General features: G+C 66.8%; 21 protein-coding genes and 2 tRNA genes. 17 read left to right on the top strand and 6 right to left on the bottom strand.

The genetic code is table 11. The features are described from left to right. The first annotated feature begins 130 nt into the window (after positions 1-130). The 10 genes from BLS66_RS20175 (at position 131) to BLS66_RS20130 (ending at position 8753) form a co-directional block, all read left to right on the top strand. On the top strand, positions 131-460 hold the full coding sequence (locus BLS66_RS20175; RefSeq protein WP_008265098.1) for a J domain-containing protein: 330 nt from the start codon (positions 131-133) through the stop codon (positions 458-460). Positions 461-489: 29 nt separating this feature from the next. Then, on the top strand, positions 490-1167 hold the full coding sequence (gene rpe, locus BLS66_RS20170) for a ribulose-phosphate 3-epimerase (protein ID WP_064239392.1): 678 nt from the start codon (positions 490-492) through the stop codon (positions 1165-1167). Between the two features lie 12 nt (positions 1168-1179). Next, positions 1180-1662, top strand: a complete 483-nt coding sequence (locus BLS66_RS20165) for a GNAT family N-acetyltransferase (RefSeq protein WP_049468075.1) — start codon at positions 1180-1182, stop codon at positions 1660-1662. Positions 1663-1965: 303 nt separating this feature from the next. Next, positions 1966-2910, top strand: a complete 945-nt coding sequence (gene yegS, locus BLS66_RS20160) for a lipid kinase YegS (RefSeq protein ID WP_074726637.1) — start codon at positions 1966-1968, stop codon at positions 2908-2910. A 299-nt stretch (positions 2911-3209) separates the two neighbouring features. Then, a complete protein-coding gene (trpE, locus tag BLS66_RS20155; protein WP_057494325.1) occupies positions 3210-4685 on the top strand; it encodes an anthranilate synthase component I in 1476 nt (491 codons plus the stop codon). Between the two features lie 67 nt (positions 4686-4752). After that, positions 4753-5532 (top strand): SIMPL domain-containing protein, encoded by a 780-nt coding sequence (locus BLS66_RS20150; RefSeq protein ID WP_049468014.1) that lies wholly within the window; start codon positions 4753-4755, stop codon positions 5530-5532. Positions 5533-5534: 2 nt separating this feature from the next. Beyond that, entirely contained in the window at positions 5535-6122 is a 588-nt protein-coding gene (locus BLS66_RS20145; RefSeq protein ID WP_049468013.1) for an anthranilate synthase component II, read from the top strand. 16 nt (positions 6123-6138) lie between these two features. Further along, the gene (gene trpD / locus BLS66_RS20140) at positions 6139-7170 is read left to right on the top strand and encodes an anthranilate phosphoribosyltransferase (RefSeq protein WP_074726636.1); all 1032 of its coding nucleotides are present in this window, start codon (positions 6139-6141) and stop codon (positions 7168-7170) included. 75 nt (positions 7171-7245) lie between these two features. Next, positions 7246-8040, top strand: a complete 795-nt coding sequence (gene trpC / locus BLS66_RS20135) for an indole-3-glycerol phosphate synthase TrpC (protein WP_049432395.1) — start codon at positions 7246-7248, stop codon at positions 8038-8040. Then, positions 8037-8753 (top strand): haloacid dehalogenase-like hydrolase, encoded by a 717-nt coding sequence (locus BLS66_RS20130; RefSeq protein WP_005419826.1) that lies wholly within the window; start codon positions 8037-8039, stop codon positions 8751-8753. The genes trpC and BLS66_RS20130 overlap by 4 nt, the downstream gene beginning before the upstream one ends. A 116-nt stretch (positions 8754-8869) precedes the next feature. Here the strand turns inward: BLS66_RS20130 and BLS66_RS20125 are convergent, their stop codons facing one another. Together BLS66_RS20125 and crp are read right to left on the bottom strand one after the other, a co-directional pair. Next, positions 8870-9631 carry a sulfite exporter TauE/SafE family protein gene (locus tag BLS66_RS20125; protein WP_049468009.1) on the bottom strand — a complete coding sequence of 254 codons (762 nt, stop codon included), beginning with the start codon at positions 9629-9631 and terminating at the stop codon, positions 8870-8872. A gap of 62 nt (positions 9632-9693) precedes the next feature. Continuing rightward, on the bottom strand, positions 9694-10383 hold the full coding sequence (crp, locus tag BLS66_RS20120) for a cAMP-activated global transcriptional regulator CRP (protein ID WP_010482649.1): 690 nt from the start codon (positions 10381-10383) through the stop codon (positions 9694-9696). Positions 10384-10532: 149 nt separating this feature from the next. Here crp and speD point away from each other — a divergent pair, with 149 nt between their 5' ends. Continuing rightward, positions 10533-11327, top strand: a complete 795-nt coding sequence (gene speD, locus BLS66_RS20115) for an adenosylmethionine decarboxylase (protein ID WP_005411315.1) — start codon at positions 10533-10535, stop codon at positions 11325-11327. Between the two features lie 167 nt (positions 11328-11494). Then, positions 11495-11815, top strand: a complete 321-nt coding sequence (locus BLS66_RS20110; protein ID WP_005419816.1) for a DMT family transporter — start codon at positions 11495-11497, stop codon at positions 11813-11815. Positions 11816-11870: 55 nt separating this feature from the next. On the opposite strand, the gene coq7 is transcribed toward BLS66_RS20110, so the two are convergent. Beyond that, positions 11871-12515 carry a 2-polyprenyl-3-methyl-6-methoxy-1,4-benzoquinone monooxygenase gene (gene coq7, locus BLS66_RS20105; RefSeq protein WP_074726635.1) on the bottom strand — a complete coding sequence of 215 codons (645 nt, stop codon included), beginning with the start codon at positions 12513-12515 and terminating at the stop codon, positions 11871-11873. A gap of 196 nt (positions 12516-12711) precedes the next feature. Between coq7 and rplM the strand changes: the two genes are divergently transcribed. Then, on the top strand, positions 12712-13140 hold the full coding sequence (gene rplM / locus BLS66_RS20100; protein WP_005414692.1) for a 50S ribosomal protein L13: 429 nt from the start codon (positions 12712-12714) through the stop codon (positions 13138-13140). Between the two features lie 2 nt (positions 13141-13142). Next, entirely contained in the window at positions 13143-13535 is a 393-nt protein-coding gene (rpsI, locus tag BLS66_RS20095; RefSeq protein WP_019661502.1) for a 30S ribosomal protein S9, read from the top strand. Between the two features lie 323 nt (positions 13536-13858). Here the strand turns inward: rpsI and BLS66_RS20090 are convergent. Together BLS66_RS20090 and BLS66_RS20085 are read right to left on the bottom strand one after the other, a co-directional pair. Then, positions 13859-13933, bottom strand: a tRNA-Gln gene (locus tag BLS66_RS20090). A gap of 55 nt (positions 13934-13988) precedes the next feature. After that, positions 13989-14065: transfer RNA gene (locus BLS66_RS20085), tRNA-Met, on the bottom strand. 120 nt (positions 14066-14185) lie between these two features. Here BLS66_RS20085 and BLS66_RS20080 point away from each other — a divergent pair. From BLS66_RS20080 to bfr, 3 genes are all read left to right on the top strand, one after another. After that, entirely contained in the window at positions 14186-14806 is a 621-nt protein-coding gene (locus BLS66_RS20080; protein ID WP_033833578.1) for an RNA pyrophosphohydrolase, read from the top strand. A gap of 108 nt (positions 14807-14914) precedes the next feature. Beyond that, positions 14915-15124: a (2Fe-2S)-binding protein gene (locus BLS66_RS20075; RefSeq protein ID WP_005411309.1), complete on the top strand. Its 210-nt coding sequence runs from the start codon at positions 14915-14917 to the stop codon at positions 15122-15124. Between the two features lie 143 nt (positions 15125-15267). Continuing rightward, positions 15268-15738: a bacterioferritin gene (gene bfr / locus BLS66_RS20070; protein ID WP_033833577.1), complete on the top strand. Its 471-nt coding sequence runs from the start codon at positions 15268-15270 to the stop codon at positions 15736-15738. Position 15739: 1 nt separating this feature from the next. Here the strand turns inward: bfr and BLS66_RS20065 are convergent, their stop codons facing one another. Beyond that, the gene (locus tag BLS66_RS20065; protein WP_074726634.1) at positions 15740-17965 is read right to left on the bottom strand and encodes a hybrid sensor histidine kinase/response regulator; all 2226 of its coding nucleotides are present in this window, start codon (positions 17963-17965) and stop codon (positions 15740-15742) included.

Here is a 17965-nt window from a genome sequence, read left to right as displayed (position 1 = left end):
CGTTGTCGATACGGCTGCTGCCCAACGGACCCGGCGGGCCCGCTGACCAGCGGGCGGCCTAGTGTAAAGCGGTCCGGGCCCGCTGTGACGTAAAATGAGCGTCCATTTCGTCGGTCCACCCCGGAGCGCCATGCGCTGGTACGGAAAACTGCTCGGATTCATCGCCGGCGCCCTGTTGTTCCGGCCCAATCCGCTGTTCGGCGCCGTGGTGGGGCTGCTGATCGGCCACGCCTTCGACTCGGACTGGTTCCGCCTGAACAAGGAGAACCCGTACCGGGAGCTGGGGCTGACCTCCGAGGCCACCGATGCCGAGATCGAGCGCGCCTACCGCAAGCTGATCTCCCAGTACCACCCCGACAAGCTTGGCGGCGCCGCCCCCGAGCTGCAGCAGCAGGCCGAGCAGAAGTCGCGGCGGATCAATGCCGCCTACGACCGCATCAAGACCCTGCGCAAGCGCTGACCCCTTTCCCCTCGTTGCAAGGCCCGGCCATGTCCCACTGCCTCATCGCCCCCTCCATCCTGTCCGCCAACTTCGCCCGCCTCGGCGAGGAAGTCGACAACGTCCTCGCCGCTGGCGCGGACTGGGTCCACTTCGACGTGATGGACAACCACTACGTGCCGAACCTGACCATCGGCCCGATGGTCTGCCAGGCGCTGCGCAAGCACGGCGTGACCGCACCGATCGACGTGCACCTGATGGTCGAGCCGGTGGACCGCATCATTCCGGATTTTGCCGAGGCCGGTGCCACCTACATCAGCTTCCATCCGGAGGCGAGCCGCCACGTGCACCGCACCATCCAGCTGATCCGCTCGCTGGGCTGCAAGCCGGGCATCGTGCTCAATCCGGCCACGCCGGTGGACATCCTCGACTGGGTGCTGGAGGACCTGGACCTGGTGCTGCTGATGTCGGTCAACCCGGGCTTCGGCGGCCAGGCCTTCATCCCCTCGGCGCTGGACAAGCTGAAGGTCGTGCGCAAGATGATCGACGCCAGCGGCAAGGACATCCGCCTGGAGATCGACGGTGGCGTGAAGGCCGACAACATCGGCCAGATCGCTGCCGCTGGCGCCGATACCTTCGTCGCCGGTTCGGCCATCTTCAATGCCAAGACCAGCTACCAGGACGTGATCGCGCAGATGCGCGCCAACGTTGCCGCGGCGCGGGGCTGAACCATGAGCACGGTGGCCGTGTTGAACATCCGCCCGGCCACCGTGGCCGATGCCGGTCTGATCCTGCATTTCATCCGCGAGCTGGCCATTTACGAGAAGGCCGAGCACTCGGTGCAGACCGATGAGATCGGCATCGCCGAGAGCCTGTTCGGACCCGATGCCACGGCGCGCGCCCTGATCTGCGAAGCCGGTGGCGAGGCCATCGGTTACGCCGTGTATTTCTACAACTACTCGACCTGGCTGGGCCGCAAGGGCATCTACCTGGAAGACCTGTATGTCAGCCAGGAAAAGCGTGGCGCGGGCGCTGGCAAGGCGCTGCTGAAGTACATCGCCCGCCAGGCCGTGGCCGAAGGCTGCGGCCGCTTCGAGTGGTCGGTGCTGGACTGGAACACCCCGGCCATCGCGTTCTACACCGCTGCCGGCGCGAAGCCGCAGGACGAGTGGACCGTGTACCGGCTGCAGGGCCAGGCGCTGCACGATTTCGCCAACGGGTGAGATGACGTGCATCCACGCACGGCGTGGATCTACGGCCGGGCAAAAAAAAGCCACGCCCATCACGGGCGTGGCTTCGCTGCATGCGTGGGAGGCTGATCCTGCCTCCATCCGTCGTCCCTGCTATGGCCTTCCATTCTCCGGGCCGGCAATGACATCTGCATGACATCGCCGTTGCGGTGCCGCGTCGGCTCCCCTGCACCATCATCCACGCGTGGCGTGGATCTACGGCTTCCAAGCGTTGGCGTTCACTGGCAGCGAACGCGCGATTGCTAGCCTGTGCCCCCCCTCTCCTGGAAGCTCTGCATGACCACCCCGCGCTGGCGCCTGATCCTCAATGGAAAATCCGCTGGCAACGAGGAGCTGCGCGATGCCGTCGGCCACTGGCGCGGGCAGGGCGTGCAGCTGGACGTACGGGTGACCTGGGAAGACGGCGACGCCGAACGCTACGTTGCCGAAGCCATCGACCATGGCGTGGACGTGATCGTGGCCGCCGGTGGCGACGGCACGCTCAGTGCGGTGGCCGAAACCCTGGCCCATCGCGATGAACCGGCGCAGGCGCTGCCTTCGCTGGCGCTGATCCCGATGGGGACCGCCAACGATTTCGCCACGGCTGCCGGCATCCCGACCGCGCCCCAGGAGGCCTTCGCCCTGATCGGCCAGGCACCGCCGCATGCCATCGACCTGCTGCGCGTGGACGCCGATGGCACGCCCTGGTGGTGCGCCAACCTCGCCAGCGGTGGCTTTGGCACGCAGGTGACGGTGGAGACCGATGCCGGCTTGAAGAAGATGCTGGGTGGGCTGGCCTACGTGATCACCGGCATTGCCAAGCTGGGCCGCATCGAGCCGATCACCGCGCGCCTGTCCGGCCCGGATTTCGCGTGGGAAGGCGACTTCATCGCGCTCGGCATCGGCAATGGCCGCCAGGCCGGCGGTGGCCAGCAGCTGTGCCCGCAGGCCCTGATCGACGACGGGCTGCTGGATGTCACCGTGCTGCCAGAGCTGGAAGGGGAGGTCACCGCCACCCTCGGCCAGATGCTGAAGTCCGGCACGCAGGCCGCGCTCGAACAATTGGCCACGCGCGCGAGGCTGCCGTGGCTGCAGGTGCAAGCCGAGCGGCCGCTGACGCTCAACCTGGACGGCGAACCGGTGCAGGCGCGCCAGTTCCGCATCGCGTGCGTGCCGGGCAGGGTGCGGATGCACCTGCCGGTCGGTTGCCCGTTGCTGGCGGGGCAGGGGTTAGATGGGTAGGGGGTAGAGTCGACTGTCAGTCGACTGCTCTTCGTTCCGACGGCATAAAACCCCGCGCTACGCGCGCAAGTCGACCAACAGTCGACTCTACCGGTCCGCGTCGTCGGTTCCCGTGGCCGGCCCCGCCCGTCCCGTGGTTCAGTTTCCCAGGGTTCCCCTGCCGACCAAGCTGCGATACAGTCAAGGGGTGTCCAGCCTGACGACCCCGCATACCCTTTCTTCCGCACGCCGTTGGTGGCGATGGTGGCCCGTTGCCGTCGTCCGCCCCCATAACGCTGTGTCCCGGAAGGAAAGTCGTCTTGAACTCGCACGCTCAGTTTCAGCAGCAGGCCGCTGAAGGCCACACCCATATTCCCGTCGTCCGTGAAGTGCTGTCCGACCTGGACACGCCGCTCTCGGTCTATCTGAAGCTCGCCGACGGCCCCAATACCTACCTGTTTGAATCCGTCGAAGGCGGCGAGCGCTTTGGTCGTTACTCGATCATCGGGCTGCCGGCGCGGCGCGTTTACGCCTTCCATGGCCACACGCTGACCGTGCGCGAAGACGGCCAGGTGGTTGACACCCGCGAGGTGGCCGACCCGTTCGCCGAAGTCGAGGCGCTGCGCAGCGCCCACTCGGTGCCGAAGCTGGACGGCCTGCCGGGCTTCACCGGTGGCCTGGTCGGCTGGTTCGGTTTCGAGTGCATCGGCTACATCGAGCCGCGCCTGGCCCCGCCCGCTGGCCGCGATGAACTGGGCACGCCGGACATCCTGCTGCTGGACTCCAACGAGCTGGCGGTGTTCGACAACCTCAAGGGCCGGCTGTACCTGATCGTGCACGCCGACCCGCGCGTCGACGGTGCCTTCGAACAGGCCCAGGCGCGCCTGGATGCCCTGACGGCGAAGCTGCGTGCACCGGGTGCCGGCTATCCCGCCCCGCTCAACAGCGACGTGCTGGATGAATCGGATTTCGTCTCCGGGTTCACCCGCGAAGGCTTCGTCGATGCGGTCCAGCGCAGCAAGGAATACATCCGCGCCGGTGACATCTTCCAGGTGGTGCTCAGCCAGCGCCTGAGCGTGCCGTTCAAGGCGCGCCCGGTGGATGTGTACCGCGCGCTGCGTGCACTGAACCCGTCGCCCTACATGTATTTCCTGGATGTCGGCGATCTGCAGGTGGTCGGCTCCTCGCCGGAAATCCTGGTACGCCTTCAGGATGGCGAAGTCACCGTGCGCCCGATCGCCGGCACCCGTCCGCGCGGTGCCACCGTCGAGCAGGACCTGGCGCTGGAAGCCGAGCTGCTGGCCGACCCGAAGGAACGCGCCGAGCACCTGATGCTGATCGACCTCGGCCGCAACGATGCTGGCCGCGTCTCGAAGGCCGGCACCGTGGAAGTGGGCGAGCAGTTCGTGATCGAACGCTACAGCCACGTCATGCACATCGTCAGCGAAGTCACCGGGCAGCTGCAGCCGGGGCTGAGCTATGCCGACGTGCTGCGTGCCACGTTCCCGGCCGGCACGGTCAGCGGCGCGCCGAAGATCCGCGCGCTGGAAGTGATCCGCGAGCTGGAACCGATCAAGCGCAATGTCTATGCCGGCAGCATCGGCTACATCGGCTGGCACGGCGATGCCGATACCGCGATCGCGATCCGCACCGCGGTGATCAAGGACGGCCGCCTGTACGTGCAGGCCGGCGCCGGCATCGTCTACGACTCGGACCCGGACAAGGAATGGGACGAGACGATGAACAAGGGCCGCGCGCTGTTCCGCGCTGTCGCCCAGGCTGCCAAGGGCCTGTGAGCCTTTCCGTGCCGTGGCCTGCGCCGCGGCACCTCCTGCTGTTCCCATTCAAGACAAGGAGTACCGCATGAAGCTGCTGAGCGCATTGCTGTGGTCGTCGCTGCTGGCCACGATGGCCCCGTCTGCGTGGGCGCAGGCCAATACCATTCCGTCGCAGCCGCACCTGCTGGTGAAGGGGCAGGGCACCCGCACGGTGATGCCGGACCGGTTCGGCCTGCAGTTGAACATCGAAGAGACCGACATGGATGCCGATGCGGCGCGCCGCCGCGTGCAGGGCAACGTGGCCCGCGTGCTGGCGCTGTTCAAGCAGCACAAGGCGGTGGAGGGCAGCGTGCGTGCGGACAACCTGCGGATCGGCCCGGCGACGCGCTACGAGCAGAACCGGCAGGTCTTCATCGGTACCCGCGTGTCGCGCCAGCTGCGCGCCAGCTTTGCCAGCGTGAAGGCGATGCAGGACGTGCTGGGTGCGTTGAAGGCCAACGAGAACGTGCAGGTCAGCAGCATGGCGCCGACCTACTCGGGCGAAGCGGCGTTGCGGCGCGAACTCAAGGGCGAGGCCGCAGCCCAGACCCGCCAGTCCGCGCAGGGCCTGGCCAAGGCCTACGGCACGCGGCTGCGCGGTCTGTACAGCATCTCCGACGTGGCGCCGAACTTCGCCTACGGCATCCAGGCCGGGCAATGGCCGCAGCCGGGCGAAGACGGCGGGGATCTCGACAGGATCTCGGTGACCGGCAGCTACGCGCCCGCCTCGGCGCCTGCGCCCGCTGAGCCCGAATCCGTTGAAGCCGGCCCCATCACCTACACCGAAAACGTATACGCCATTTTCCTGATAAGCGACGGAACCTGACCATGTTGTGGATGATCGACAACTACGACAGCTTCACCTACAACCTCGTGCAGTACCTGCAGACGCTGGGCGCCGAAGTGAAGGTGGTGCGCAATGATGCGATGAGCGTGGATGAGATCGCCGCGCAGAAACCCGAGCGCATCGTCATCTCGCCTGGCCCGTGCACGCCCAACGAAGCGGGCGTGTCGCTGGAATTGATCCAGCGCCTGGGCCCGACCACGCCGATCCTCGGCGTGTGCCTGGGCCACCAGGGCATCGGCCAGGTCTACGGCGGCACCGTCATCCGTGCCGGCAACATCATGCACGGCAAGACCTCGCCGATCCGCCATGAAGGCAAGGGCGTGTTCGCCGGCCTGCCGGACCGCTACCAGGCCACCCGCTACCACTCGCTGGTGGTGGACAAGAACAGCCTGCCCGATGTGCTGGAAGTGACCGCCTGGACCGAGAACGAGGACGGCTCGATCGAAGAGATCATGGGCCTGCGCCACCGCCAGTTCCCGGTGGAGGGCGTGCAGTTCCACCCCGAATCCATCCTCACCGAACACGGCCACGCCCTGCTGCGCAATTTCCTGCAGCGCCCGGCGGCCTGATCCAAGGAGCATTCCCATGAGCTTCTCCCCCCAGGAAGCCCTGCATCGCACCATCGAGCATCGCGAAATCTTCTTCGACGAAATGGTCGACCTGATGCGGCAGATCATGCGCGGCGTCGTGTCGCCGATGATGACCGCGGCGATCCTCACCGGCCTGCGGGTGAAGAAGGAGACCGTGGACGAGATCGCCGCGGCGGCCACCGTGATGCGTGAATTCGCCCGGCCAGTGCCGGTGGCCGATACCTCCAACCTGGTTGATATCGTCGGTACCGGTGGCGATGGCTCGCACACCTTCAACATCTCCACCTGCTCGATGTTCGTGGCCGCTGCCGCCGGTGCGCGCGTGGCCAAGCACGGCAACCGCAGCGTGTCTTCCAAGTCCGGCAGTGCCGACGCGCTGGAAGCGCTGGGCGCGGTGATCGAACTGCAGCCGGACCAGGTGGCCGCCGCCATCGACCGGACCGGCATCGGCTTCATGTTCGCGCCGATCCATCACCCCTCGATGAAGGTGGTCGCGCCGGTGCGCCGCGAAATGGGCGTGCGCACCATCTTCAACATCCTCGGCCCGCTGACCAATCCGGCCAGCGCGCCGTCGGTACTGATGGGCGTGTTCCATCCCGATCTGGTGGGCATCCAGGCCCGCGTGCTGCGCGAGCTGGGCACCGAGCGCGCCATGGTGGTCTGGGGCCGCGACAACATGGACGAGATCTCGCTGGGCGCCGGCACCCTGGTCGGCGAGCTGCGCGACGGCAAGGTGCGTGAGTACGAGATCCACCCGGAGGACTTCGGCATCGCCATGTCGGCCAGCCGCAACCTGCGCGTGGACGGCCCGGAGCAGTCCATCCAGATGCTGCGCGCCGTGCTGGACAACGTGTCCGGCCCGGCGCTGGACATCGTTGCGTTGAATGCCGGCGCCGCCCTGTACGTGGCCGGCGTGGCCAGCGACATCGGCGATGGCCTGGCCCGCGCCCGTGCCGCCATTGCCAACGGCAGCGCCCGCCAGCGCCTGCAGCATTACGTGGAGACCACCCGCGCGCTGGTTGCCTGAGCGCGCGGTTCAGCCTGACCCCGTCGATGGCCGATAATGGCCGTCCTCACCGCCCCCCGCACCGACCCGAAGACGATGAGCGACATCCTGCAGACGATCCTGGCCCGCAAGGCCGAAGAAGTGGCCCAGCGCCGCGCCCAGCGCCCGCTCGAGGCGCTGCAGGCCGCCGTGGCCAGCGCCCCGCCGGTACGTGGCTTCGTGCGCGCGTTGCAGGCGGCGGTGGCCAACGGCGACCCGGCGGTGATCGCCGAGGTGAAGAAGGCCAGCCCGTCCAAGGGCGTCATCCGCCCGGACTTCCGCCCGGCCGACATCGCCGTCAGCTACGAGTTCGGCGGTGCCAGCTGCCTGTCGGTGCTGACCGACGTGGATTTCTTCCAGGGCGCCGACGCCTACCTGCAGCAGGCGCGCGAGGCCTGCACGCTGCCGGTGCTGCGCAAGGACTTCGTGATCGACGCCTACCAGGTGTACGAGGCACGCGTGCTGGGCGCCGACTGCATCCTGCTGATCGTGGCCGCGCTGGACGACACCCAGCTGGCCACGTTGTCCGAACTGGCGTTGTCGCTGGGCATGGACGTGCTGGTGGAAGTGCACGACATCGATGAACTGGAGCGCGCCCTGCAGGTGCCGGCGCCGATGATCGGCATCAACAACCGCAACCTGCGCACGTTCGAGGTGTCGCTGCAGACCACGCTGGACATGCAGCAGGCCGTGCCGCGTGACCGCCTGCTGGTCACCGAGAGCGGCATCCTCGGCCCGCAGGATGTCGCGCTGATGCGCGATGCCGGGATCCATGCCTTCCTGGTCGGCGAGGCCTTCATGCGCGTGGAAGAGCCGGGCGAGGGTCTGCGTCAGCTATTCTTCGCGGCATGACAACGCACTATCCAACGCCGCGCGAGGATGCGCCGCTGGTGGTCTTCGACTTCGACCACACCCTCTACGACGGCGATTCGGGCACTCACCTGTTCGCCTCGCTGATCAAGCGCAACCCGTTGCGCATGCTGGCGGCACTGCTGGTCACGCCGATCGCCGGGCCGATGGTGGCGATGCTGCCGACCCGCCGTGCGGGCATCTCGGTCTATGTGTGGATCGGCAGCTTCGGCCTGCACCGTGCCCGCGACTTCAACAAGGTGATCGACGCCTACGTGCTGCGCAACCAGGCGCAGATGCGCGCCAAGCTGCTGCCGCAGGCGCTGGAGGTGTTCGCCGCGCACCGTGCCAAGGGCGACCGCGTGGTGGTCGCCACCGGCGCGCCGCCGGAACTGGCACGCGCGATCCTGGCCTTCGTGGCCCATCAGGACGTGCCGGTGATCGGCACCGAGGTCGGCCCGCGGCTGGGCGGCGTCGGCCCGACCCGTCACTGCCACAACGAAGAGAAGATGCGCATGCTGCGCGAGCGCGGCTATGGCGACATCGATATCGCCTATTCCGACAGTACCGCCGACCTGCCGCTGCTGCTGGCGGCCAAGGCGCCGGTGGTGGTGAACCCGAAGCCGGGCCGGGTGGCGTTCTTCCGCCGCGTGCTGCCGGCCGGCACCCGCATCCTCAACTGGGGTTGCGTGGACCGGGGCGGCGACAAGGCGTAGCCCGGGGCCAGATCCCGTCGGGGGCCTGACCCCTTCGCACGATGACGGATCTGCCGGCCAGCGGCCGGCACTACCCTCCTCCGTCGCGGTTGTGCCGGCCGCTGGCCGGCAAACGCTCAATGCCCCAGGTACCCGTACACCGCGTGCCCGACCTGGAACAGGCTGATCCCCAGCACCAGCACGCCGACGGCCACCAGCACCCAGCGCTCTTGCACCCGCTTGACCAGGATGGCCGCCACCGGCGCGGCCATCATGCCGCCGATCAGCAGGCCGGCGACGATCTGCAGGTGCTGCACCCCCATCGACAGCAGGAAGGTCGCCGACACCGTCAGCGTGACCACGAACTCCGCTGCATTGACCGTACCGATCGTGGTACGCGCCTGGCCACCACGGGCGAGCAGGGTGGACGTGGCGATCGGCCCCCAGCCGCCACCGCCGCTGGCGTCGAGCAGGCCCGCGAAGAAGCCCAGCACCGGTACCCGGCGGATCTCGCCCTTGGGCATCCAGCGTCCGGCCGCGCGGGCCAGGATGATGATCGCCAGCACCAGCAGGTACAGGTAGATCAGTGGCCGGATGATCTCGCCCGGAATCTGCGTGAGCACGTACGCGCCCACGGCACCGCCCACCGCGCCAGGCAGGGCCAGGCGCAGGAACAGGCGTTTATCGACATTTCCGGCTGCGAGGTGCGACACACCCGAGGCACCAGTGGTGAACACTTCGGCGGTGTGGATGCTCGCGCTGACCTGCGCCGGCGGCAGGCCCATGCTCAGCATCACCGACGAGGACACCAGGCCGAAGGCCATGCCCAGCGCGCCGTCGACCAGCTGTGCGCCCAGGCCGATGAGGATGAACCACCAGAATTCGCTGCTCAGCTCCATGTCTCGAGCCTAGCGCGCGAAGGGGGGCGGACCAAGGTCCGCACCCACCGGGTGCTCAACGGTCAACGGGTGCCGTACAGCACCACGGTCTTGCCGCGGGCATGCAGCAGGCCGTCGGTCTGCAGCTTCTTCAGCACGCGGCCGGCCATTTCGCGCGAGCAGCCGACCAGGCGCGCCAGTTCCTGGCGCGAGACGCGCAGCTGGCTGCCCTGCGGGTGGCTCATTGCTTCCGGTTCCTGCGCCAGGTCGTGCAGGGTGCGCACGATCCGGTCGGTGACGTCCAGGAATGCCAGTCGGCTGGCCTTGCGGCTGGTGTCGAGCAGGCGCTTGGAGATCTGCTGGCCCAGCGCGTACAGCAGGCGCGGGGCATCGGCCGACAGCGGGCCGAGGAACAGCTGATGCAGGCGCTCGTAGCTGATTTCAGCCAGCTCGCAGGCGGTGCGGGTCCGCAGGATCACCTCGCGGCGGTCCGATTCAACGAACAGGCCCATCTCGCCGACGAACTCGCCGGCACCGAAGTAGCCCAGCACAAGCTCGCGGTCGTCATCTTCCTCGGCCATGATCGAAACCGAGCCGCTGATGACGTAATACAGGGTTCCCGCCGGGTCACCGGGTCGGAAGACGTCGGTACGGGTGGGATATCGCCGCCTGTGGCTGTGCGCCAGGAAACGATCGATTGTGGCGATATCCAGGGCCAGTGGACTGCTAGCTAGGCGCACGGTTGACACGATAGGGGCGCTCCCTCTGCGCATGAACGGATTCACGGGGTCGATAGCGGAGCTTAACCAGCGCAATTGTTAAGGGCAAACAGTGTGCCAGAACTCTTGCGTCTTCACGTTCCCCCCGGGGGCAGTTTGCCCCATAATTCCCCCTTTCCCTTCTTACACAGGAATCGACCGCCGTGGTCAAGCCGTTGCCTCGCCTGAGGCTGCAGGGTTTCAACAACCTCACCAAGGCGCTGAGCTTCAACATCTATGACGTGTGTTACGCGCGCACCGAAGAGGAGCGTCAGCGTTACATTGAATACATCGATGAAGAGTACAACGCCGACAGGCTGACTCAAATCTTGACCGATGTCGCCGAGATCATCGGTGCCAACATCCTGAACGTGGCCCGCCAGGACTACGACCCGCAGGGTGCCTCGGTGACCATCCTGATCTCCGAAGAACCGGTGATCGACAAGAAGCTGGCCGGCAAGGAGCTGATCTCCGACGCGGTGGTCGCGCACATGGACAAGAGCCACATCACTGTCCATACCTACCCGGAAACCCATCCGCAGGAAGGCATCGCGACGTTCCGCGCGGACATCGACGTAGCCACCTGTGGCGTCATTTCCCCGCTGAAGGCCCTGAACTACCTGATCGAGAGCCTTGAGTCGGACATCGTGATCATGGACTACCGCGTCCGTGGCTTCACCCGCGATGTGAAGGGCAAGAAGCACTTCATCGACCACAAGATCAACTCGATCCAGAACTTCCTGGCCAAGAACATCAAGTCGCGTTACGAGATGTTCGACGTCAACGTCTACCAGGAGAACATCTTCCACACGAAGATGCACCTGAAGGACTTCGACCTGGATCAGTACCTGTTCGAGGAAAAGGCCAAGAACCTGTCGTTCAAGGAGCGCATGAAGATCGAAGCGCTGCTCAAGCGCGAGATCGAAGAGCTGTTCCACGGCCGGAACCTGTCCGAGTAAGCCCCATGCGCGATGCCTGCAGGCATCGCCGCCCAGGCGGGACGACCCGCCCCGTGGAACTGGTGTCGCACTTGCGATATTGTTCCACGGTGATGTACCGGCCCACGGCCCGGTGTGAAAACACCGGGCCGTTTTGTTTTCCCAAGAAAGGTAAGGAGCCCCCACCCATGCCCTGGATCTACCTGCTGCTGGCCGGCCTGTTCGAGATCGGTTTCGCCCTCGGAATGAAGTACTCGGAAGGTTTCAGCAAACCCCTGCCCACCGTTGCCACGGTGGTGTCGGCCCTGATCAGCCTGTACCTGATGAGCCAGGCGATGAAGAGCATCCCGGTCGGCACCGCCTACGCGATCTGGACCGGCATCGGAGCCATGGGCGTGGCGGTGCTGGGCATCTACCTGTTCAACGACAGCGCGTCGCCGGCCCGCCTGGCCTGCGTGGGACTGATCGTGGCCGGCGTGATCGGCCTGAAGCTGGTCTCGCCGAACTGATCGGTCGTGCCGGCCGCTGGCCGACCGGGCGGTCACAACGGACCGCGTGTCGCGGCTACAGCCGGTAGGCAATGGCCTTCATCACCCTGGAGGCCAGGGCCATCGCGCCGGGGATCGGGAACGGCAGGCGGCGTGCGCCGGCCTGCTCGGCATGCTCCGCATGGCGCGCCTCGTCTTCCTTCATCACCTGGATGACCGCGCGGCTGCGCAGGTCGCCGGCCGGCAGGTCGACCAGGTGCTCGTCCAGATGGGCTTCCACCTGGCGCTCGGTCTCGACCACGAAGCCCAGGTTCCAGCCGTCGCCACGCAGCCCGGCCAGGGTGCCGATGGTGTAGCTGCCGGCGTACCACAGGGGGTTGAACAGGCTGGGACGGCTGTCCAGCTCGGCCAGCCGGGTGGCGCACCAGGCCAGGTGGTCGGTTTCTTCCTGGGCCGCTTCCAGCAGGTGGTCACGCGTGGCCGGGTCACGGGCCACGGCGGCCTGCCCGAAATACAGGCCCTGCGCGCAGACCTCGCCCACGTGGTTGATCCGCATCAGGCCAGCCGCGTGGCGGCGCTCGGCGCGATCCATGCCGGGCTCGCCGGTGTCCGTGGCGGGGTAGGGACGGGCCGCCGGCGGGTTGCCGAACACGGTGTCCAGGGCGCGCTGCGCCTCGGTCAGCAGGTGGTCCAGCGGGGTGGTCTGGCGGGGCACGGTCATGGCGGTACGCGGCGGGGCGGAAGACCCGTCGATTCTCGCCCGGCCCCGTCCCCCTGCCAACCCGCGGCGGGGCCGGCTTGCATCGCGGGCGTGACCTGCGTACAATCCCGCCTCTTGCGCTTCACCTTTCACAACGCGTGGCAGAGTTCCGGCGAGTCCTTCGCCGCAATGAGCCCGACCTAACCTAGAGTTCTTCATGAGCACTTTCACTGCCAAGAACGAGACCGTCCAGCGCGACTGGTACCTCGTCGACGCCGAGGGCAAGACCCTGGGCCGTCTCGCCACCGAGCTGGCCCGCCGTCTGCGTGGCAAGCACAAGCCGGTCTACACCCCGCACGTTGATACCGGCGACTACCTGGTCGTCATCAATGCAGAAAAGATTGCCGTCACCGGCAAGAAGCTGCAGGACAAGATGTATCACCGTTTCACCGGTTACATCGGCAACCTGAAGACCGAATCCCTGGCCCAGGCGCTGGAGCGCCACCCGGAGCGCGTGATCGAGATCGCCGTGAAGGGCATGCTGCCGAAGGGCCCGCTGGGTCGCCAGATGTACCGCAAGCTCAAGGTCTACGCCGGCACTGAGCATCCGCACGCCGCACAGCAGCCGCAGGTTCTGGATATCTAATCATGGCTATCACTCAAAACTACGGCACTGGCCGCCGCAAGTCCTCCACCGCTCGCGTGTTCCTGCGCAAGGGTTCGGGCAACATCACCGTCAATGGCCGTCCGCTGGACGAGTTCTTCGGTCGTGAGACCGCGCGCATGATCGTGCGCCAGCCCCTCGAGCTGACCAAGAACACCGAAAGCTTCGACATCCTGGTCACCGCCGCTGGCGGCGGCACCACCGGCCAGGCCGGTGCGATCCGTCTGGGCATCGCCCGTGCGCTGGTCGAGTACGACGAAAGCCTGAAGTCCGAGCTGCGCAAGGCTGGCTTCATGACCCGCGACGCCCGTGAGGTCGAGCGTAAGAAGGTCGGTCTGCACAAGGCCCGCCGCGCCACCCAGTTCTCCAAGCGCTGATCCACCGCGCCTGGTTGGGCCCCTTCGGGGGCCCGCTGGATGGAAAAGCAAAAGCCCGGCTTCGGCCGGGCTTTTGTCGTTTCGGGGGGATGCATTTCCGGGTTGCCGGCCAGCGGCCGGCACTACCCATGGTTTCGCATCTCGGAAGGGGTGGGGTCAGAGCCCTTTCCTTTGGAAAGGGATCCGCCCCCGGGCCTTTCTCTGGAGGAGAGCCCCCTTGATGTTCAAGGGGGTGCGCCGACAGGCGCGGGGATAAGGTGGAATGCGCGACCAGATTAAAAGCAAAAGGCCAGATCTTTCGATCTGGCCTTTTGCTTTTAATTTGGCTGCCCCGGATGGATTCGAACCACCGAATGCCTGAGTCAGAGTCAGGTGCCTTACCGCTTGGCGACGGGGCAAAACGTGCAACTATTTTCTCACTCTTCACACTGAAAAACAACTTGAATTTCAGTGTGGTGGCTATGGGTGGACTCGAACCACCGACCCCAGCATTATGAGTGCTGTGCTCTAACCGGCTGAGCTACATAGCCTTGGTGAGCCCGCTATTCTGCGGATGTGTATGGCCCCTGTCAACACTTTTGTGCCGTGCTTGTGGGCCGACAGACGGCATGGGATAGTCCCGACCAGTAGATTTTTTAGGAGTCCGCATCGTGATCGATCCGGACGGCTATCGACCGAACGTCGGCATCGTGCTGATGCGGCAGGACGGCCAGGTGTTCTGGGCACGACGCGTGCGCCGGGACGGTTGGCAGTTCCCGCAGGGCGGCATGAATACCGACGAGACGCCTGTCGAGGCCATGTATCGTGAACTGCAGGAAGAGACCGGCCTGCTGCCTGAGCATGTGGAAGTGCTCGGGGCGACACCCGGCTGGCTGCGCTACAAGCTGCCGGCGCGGGCCATCCGCCGCAACGAGCGGCAGGTCTGCATCGGCCAGAAGCAGGTCTGGTTCCTGCTGCGCCTGACCGGCGACGAATCCCACGTGAAGCTGGACCACACCGACTCGCCCGAGTTCGACCACTGGCGCTGGGTCGATTTCTGGTACCCGGTGGAGCACGTGGTGATGTTCAAGCGCGGGGTCTATGCGCGCGCGTTGCGACACCTGGCGCCGTTGGCGCGCGGGGTGGCCGGGCCGGGCGTCACCGCCATGCCCAAGAGTGCGGCCGAGGCCTGGATGCCCGGCCACACCGCCGGCCACGACCGGCCGCGCAAGCGCCCCCGAACCCGGGGCTATTGGCCGAAGAAGGCCACCGGCGACGGTCCGGCGAGCTGACAGCCTGAACGGTATCGAGAATGGTTCAGGTCTCTGATTGACAACCATTCTCGTTTCCATTGGAATAGCCAACAGGCCGCTCCTGGCCTGCCAGCCCGGTTCCCGCCTGTGTACGTCTGCATCTGCAACGGAGTCACCGACCACCAGATCCGCGAAGCCGCCAGCCATGGCGTCAGTACGGTGGCCGAACTGACCATGCGTACCGGATGTGGTGCCACCTGCGGTTCCTGCCTGGACATGGCCGGTGATCTGCTGGCCAAGGCGCGCGCGACCCATGACCTGCCGCTGCCGGTCCTCGGCCTGGCACAGGTCGCCTGAGCGGTTCTTTCGCGGCGCAATGACGCCGCGCTTTCGCATCCTTCACGCGCGGCCGCGCAGGCCAATGCGCACGATTCGCGTTCCTTCACCCCGATACGCAAGGCGTTAAAGTGCCTGCGTTTTCAGCGTGCAGGAGCATCCCCATGAAGGGCGACACCAAGGTCATCGAATTCCTCAACAAGGTCCTCTACAACGAGTTGACCGCGATCAACCAGTACTTCCTGCACGCCAAGATGCTGAAGAACTGGGGCATCAAGGAACTGGCCGAACACGAGTACAAGGAATCGATCGACGAGATGAAGCATGCCGACATGCTCGCCGACCGCATCCTGTTCCTCGAAGGCCTGCCGAACTTCCAGGCGCTGGGCAAGCTGCGCATCGGCGAAAACCCGACCGAGATCCTGCAGTGCGACCTGTCGCTGGAACGCGATGGCGTGGTCACCCTGCGCGAGGCCGTCGCCCATGCCGATTCGGTCGGCGACTACGTCAGCCGCCAGCTGTTCGTGAAGATTCTCGATTCGGAAGAAGAGCACATCGACTGGCTGGAAACCCAGCTCGACCTGATCGAGCGCATCGGTGAGCCGAAGTACCTGCTGAGCAAGCTGGAAGAGTGAATCAGCCGGACTGGCCGGCGCGATGCTGTGCCAGGTAGCCGGTCAGCGCCACCCGTGCCCGGGCGAATTCGGCCACCAGCAGCGCCACCGCGACCGCGGGGCGCTGCAGGCTGCCACTCCGGGCTTCGTGCTCGATCCGCTGCGCGACCGCCGACAGCGACAGCGCGCCCACGTTCGCGCTCGATGATTTCAGGCTGTGCGCGAGCGCCTGCAGGCGCGGCTCATCACCGGCCTGCGCGGCCTGCTGCAGCTGCTGCACCATGACCGGCGCATCTTCCAGAAAGACCGTAACGATCTGGGTCGCAGCGTCGCCGATCACCGCGCGCAGTTCGTCCAGCACCCCGCGGTCGAGGACCGGTTGCGGCGTCGTGCCGACCGGGCCGTCATCGCCTTGGGGCGCCTGCTCCAGGCCGTCGCCAGCGACGTTGGCAGCCGCGCCTGCCGCTGCCGCCGGCTCTATGGAAGGCAGCGGCAACGACGCCGCGTTCCGGCGACCCCAGCGCTGCAGCAGCGCGTGCAGCGTGGCACGGTCGATCGGCTTGGACAGGTAATCGTCCATCCCCGCCTGCAGGCAGCGCTCGCGGTCACCGGCCATGGCGTTGGCGGTCATTGCGATGATCGGCAGTCGCGCACGGCCGGTTTCTGCTTCTTCGGCACGCCAGTGGCGCGTGGCGGCGTAGCCATCCAGCACCGGCATCTGGCAATCCATCAATACGACGTCCACCTCACCCTGGCGTAGGGCAAGCAGTGCCTGCTCGCCATCGGCCGCATTGCGGACCTCGCACTGGAACACGCGCAGCAGCTGCTCGGCCACCATCCGGTTGACCGTGTTGTCCTCCACCAGCAGCACGCGCAGATGCAGCGGCGGCAGCGAGGCCACCGGTTGCGCGTCGTCCGCGTTGGCCAGCAGTGCTGCGGGGCGCGCAGGGGTGACCGGTGCAGCCAGCAGCGCATGCACGGCGGCATCGTCGAAGTGCGCGGGCAGCTGGCGCTGGCGCGGTCGTCGCGCCGGTGCGTCATCCTGCAGCCAGAGTACCTGCAGTGTGTCGTCGTCACCGCGCTCGGCCAGTGCCTGCTGCAGCGTCGCCTCGCCGCTGCGGCGCGCGCGCGCATCGACCAGCAGCCAGGCCGGTGCCGGTTGTCCGGGCCGTGGCGCCGCGCGCAGGCGTTCGACCACGGCGTCCAGCTGCGACAGCACCTGTACCTGCAGCCCATGGTGGGCGGCGATGCGCCCGATGCGGGCCTGCAGCGGCACGTCGGCACTGAACAGCAGCAGCGGGGCCGGCGCCCGCGACATCGCGGGCAGGTCGCCCGGCACCTTCAGCAGCGGAATCTCGAACCAGAACGTAGCACCCTGGCCGGGCGTGGACTGCACGCCGATGCGGCCGTGCATCAGGTCGATGATGCGTTTGCAGATGGCCAGGCCCAGGCCGGTGCCGCCATAGATGCGGGTGGTCGAGGCGTCGGCCTGGCTGAAGGACTGGAACAGGCGCGCCTGCAGGGCTTCATCGATGCCGATGCCGGTATCGATGACCTCGAAGCGCAGCTGGTGCTGTGCGGCGCCTTCGCCCAGGCGCAGCACGCGCAGCTGCACGTGGCCGCGCGCGGTGAACTTGATCGCGTTGGCCAGCAGGTTGCTCAGGACCTGGCGCAGGCGTACCGGGTCGCCGCGCACCGGCAGGCGCACCGATGGATCAAGCTGCAGGGCCAGGGCCAGGCCCTTGGCATCGGCCGCGCGCTGCATCAGCTGGACGACGCCATCGAGCAGATCGCGCAGGTTGAAACTGGTGATCTCCAGTTCCAGCGCCTGTGCCTCCAGCCGTGAGTAATCGAGGATGTCGTCGACGATGCGCAGCAGCTGCTGCGAGCTGGCCGAGGCAGTGGCCAGCATCTGTCGCTGGTCTTCGCCCAGCGGCCCGCGCGCGATCAGCTCCAGCATCGGCAGGATGCCATTGAGCGGGGTGCGGATCTCGTGGCTCATCGTGGCCAGGAACTCGCCCTTGGCCAGCGCAGCCGCTTCGGCGGCCTGCTTGGCCTGCAGCAGCTGCTGCTCCAGCTGGCCCTGGCGTTCGGTGGTGCGGCGCAGCTGGTCGCGCTCGGCGGCGAGCGCGTCGTGGGCGCGCCGCAGCTGGGCCAGTGCCTGGGCGCGCGCGCGCAGGCGCAGGCCCACCACCAGCGCCGGGGCGGCTGCAGCGAGGGCAACCAGCAGCACGCCCCACAGCGGCAC

The sequence above is a fragment of the Stenotrophomonas pavanii genome (assembly GCF_900101175.1).
GTDB lineage: Bacteria > Pseudomonadota > Gammaproteobacteria > Xanthomonadales > Xanthomonadaceae > Stenotrophomonas > Stenotrophomonas pavanii.
Note: the sequence above shows the minus strand (reverse complement) of the source record. Positions and strands in the feature narration are given on the sequence as shown.

Bases quoted from the DNA above. Each gene is read 5' to 3' on its own strand.
- BLS66_RS20175 (WP_008265098.1), top strand. From the start codon at position 131: ATGCGCTGGTACGGAAAACTGCTCGGATTCATCGCCGGCGCCCTGTTG.
- rpe (WP_064239392.1), top strand. From the start codon at position 490: ATGTCCCACTGCCTCATCGCCCCCTCCATCCTGTCCGCCAACTTCGCC.
- yegS (WP_074726637.1), top strand. From the start codon at position 1,966: ATGACCACCCCGCGCTGGCGCCTGATCCTCAATGGAAAATCCGCTGGC.
- BLS66_RS20150 (WP_049468014.1), top strand. From the start codon at position 4,753: ATGAAGCTGCTGAGCGCATTGCTGTGGTCGTCGCTGCTGGCCACGATG.
- BLS66_RS20145 (WP_049468013.1), top strand. From the start codon at position 5,535: ATGTTGTGGATGATCGACAACTACGACAGCTTCACCTACAACCTCGTG.
- trpD (WP_074726636.1), top strand. From the start codon at position 6,139: ATGAGCTTCTCCCCCCAGGAAGCCCTGCATCGCACCATCGAGCATCGC.
- trpC (WP_049432395.1), top strand. From the start codon at position 7,246: ATGAGCGACATCCTGCAGACGATCCTGGCCCGCAAGGCCGAAGAAGTG.
- BLS66_RS20130 (WP_005419826.1), top strand. From the start codon at position 8,037: ATGACAACGCACTATCCAACGCCGCGCGAGGATGCGCCGCTGGTGGTC.
- BLS66_RS20125 (WP_049468009.1), bottom strand. From the start codon at position 9,631: ATGGAGCTGAGCAGCGAATTCTGGTGGTTCATCCTCATCGGCCTGGGC.
- crp (WP_010482649.1), bottom strand. From the start codon at position 10,383: ATGCGCAGAGGGAGCGCCCCTATCGTGTCAACCGTGCGCCTAGCTAGC.
- BLS66_RS20110 (WP_005419816.1), top strand. From the start codon at position 11,495: ATGCCCTGGATCTACCTGCTGCTGGCCGGCCTGTTCGAGATCGGTTTC.
- coq7 (WP_074726635.1), bottom strand. From the start codon at position 12,515: ATGACCGTGCCCCGCCAGACCACCCCGCTGGACCACCTGCTGACCGAG.
- rplM (WP_005414692.1), top strand. From the start codon at position 12,712: ATGAGCACTTTCACTGCCAAGAACGAGACCGTCCAGCGCGACTGGTAC.
- rpsI (WP_019661502.1), top strand. From the start codon at position 13,143: ATGGCTATCACTCAAAACTACGGCACTGGCCGCCGCAAGTCCTCCACC.
- bfr (WP_033833577.1), top strand. From the start codon at position 15,268: ATGAAGGGCGACACCAAGGTCATCGAATTCCTCAACAAGGTCCTCTAC.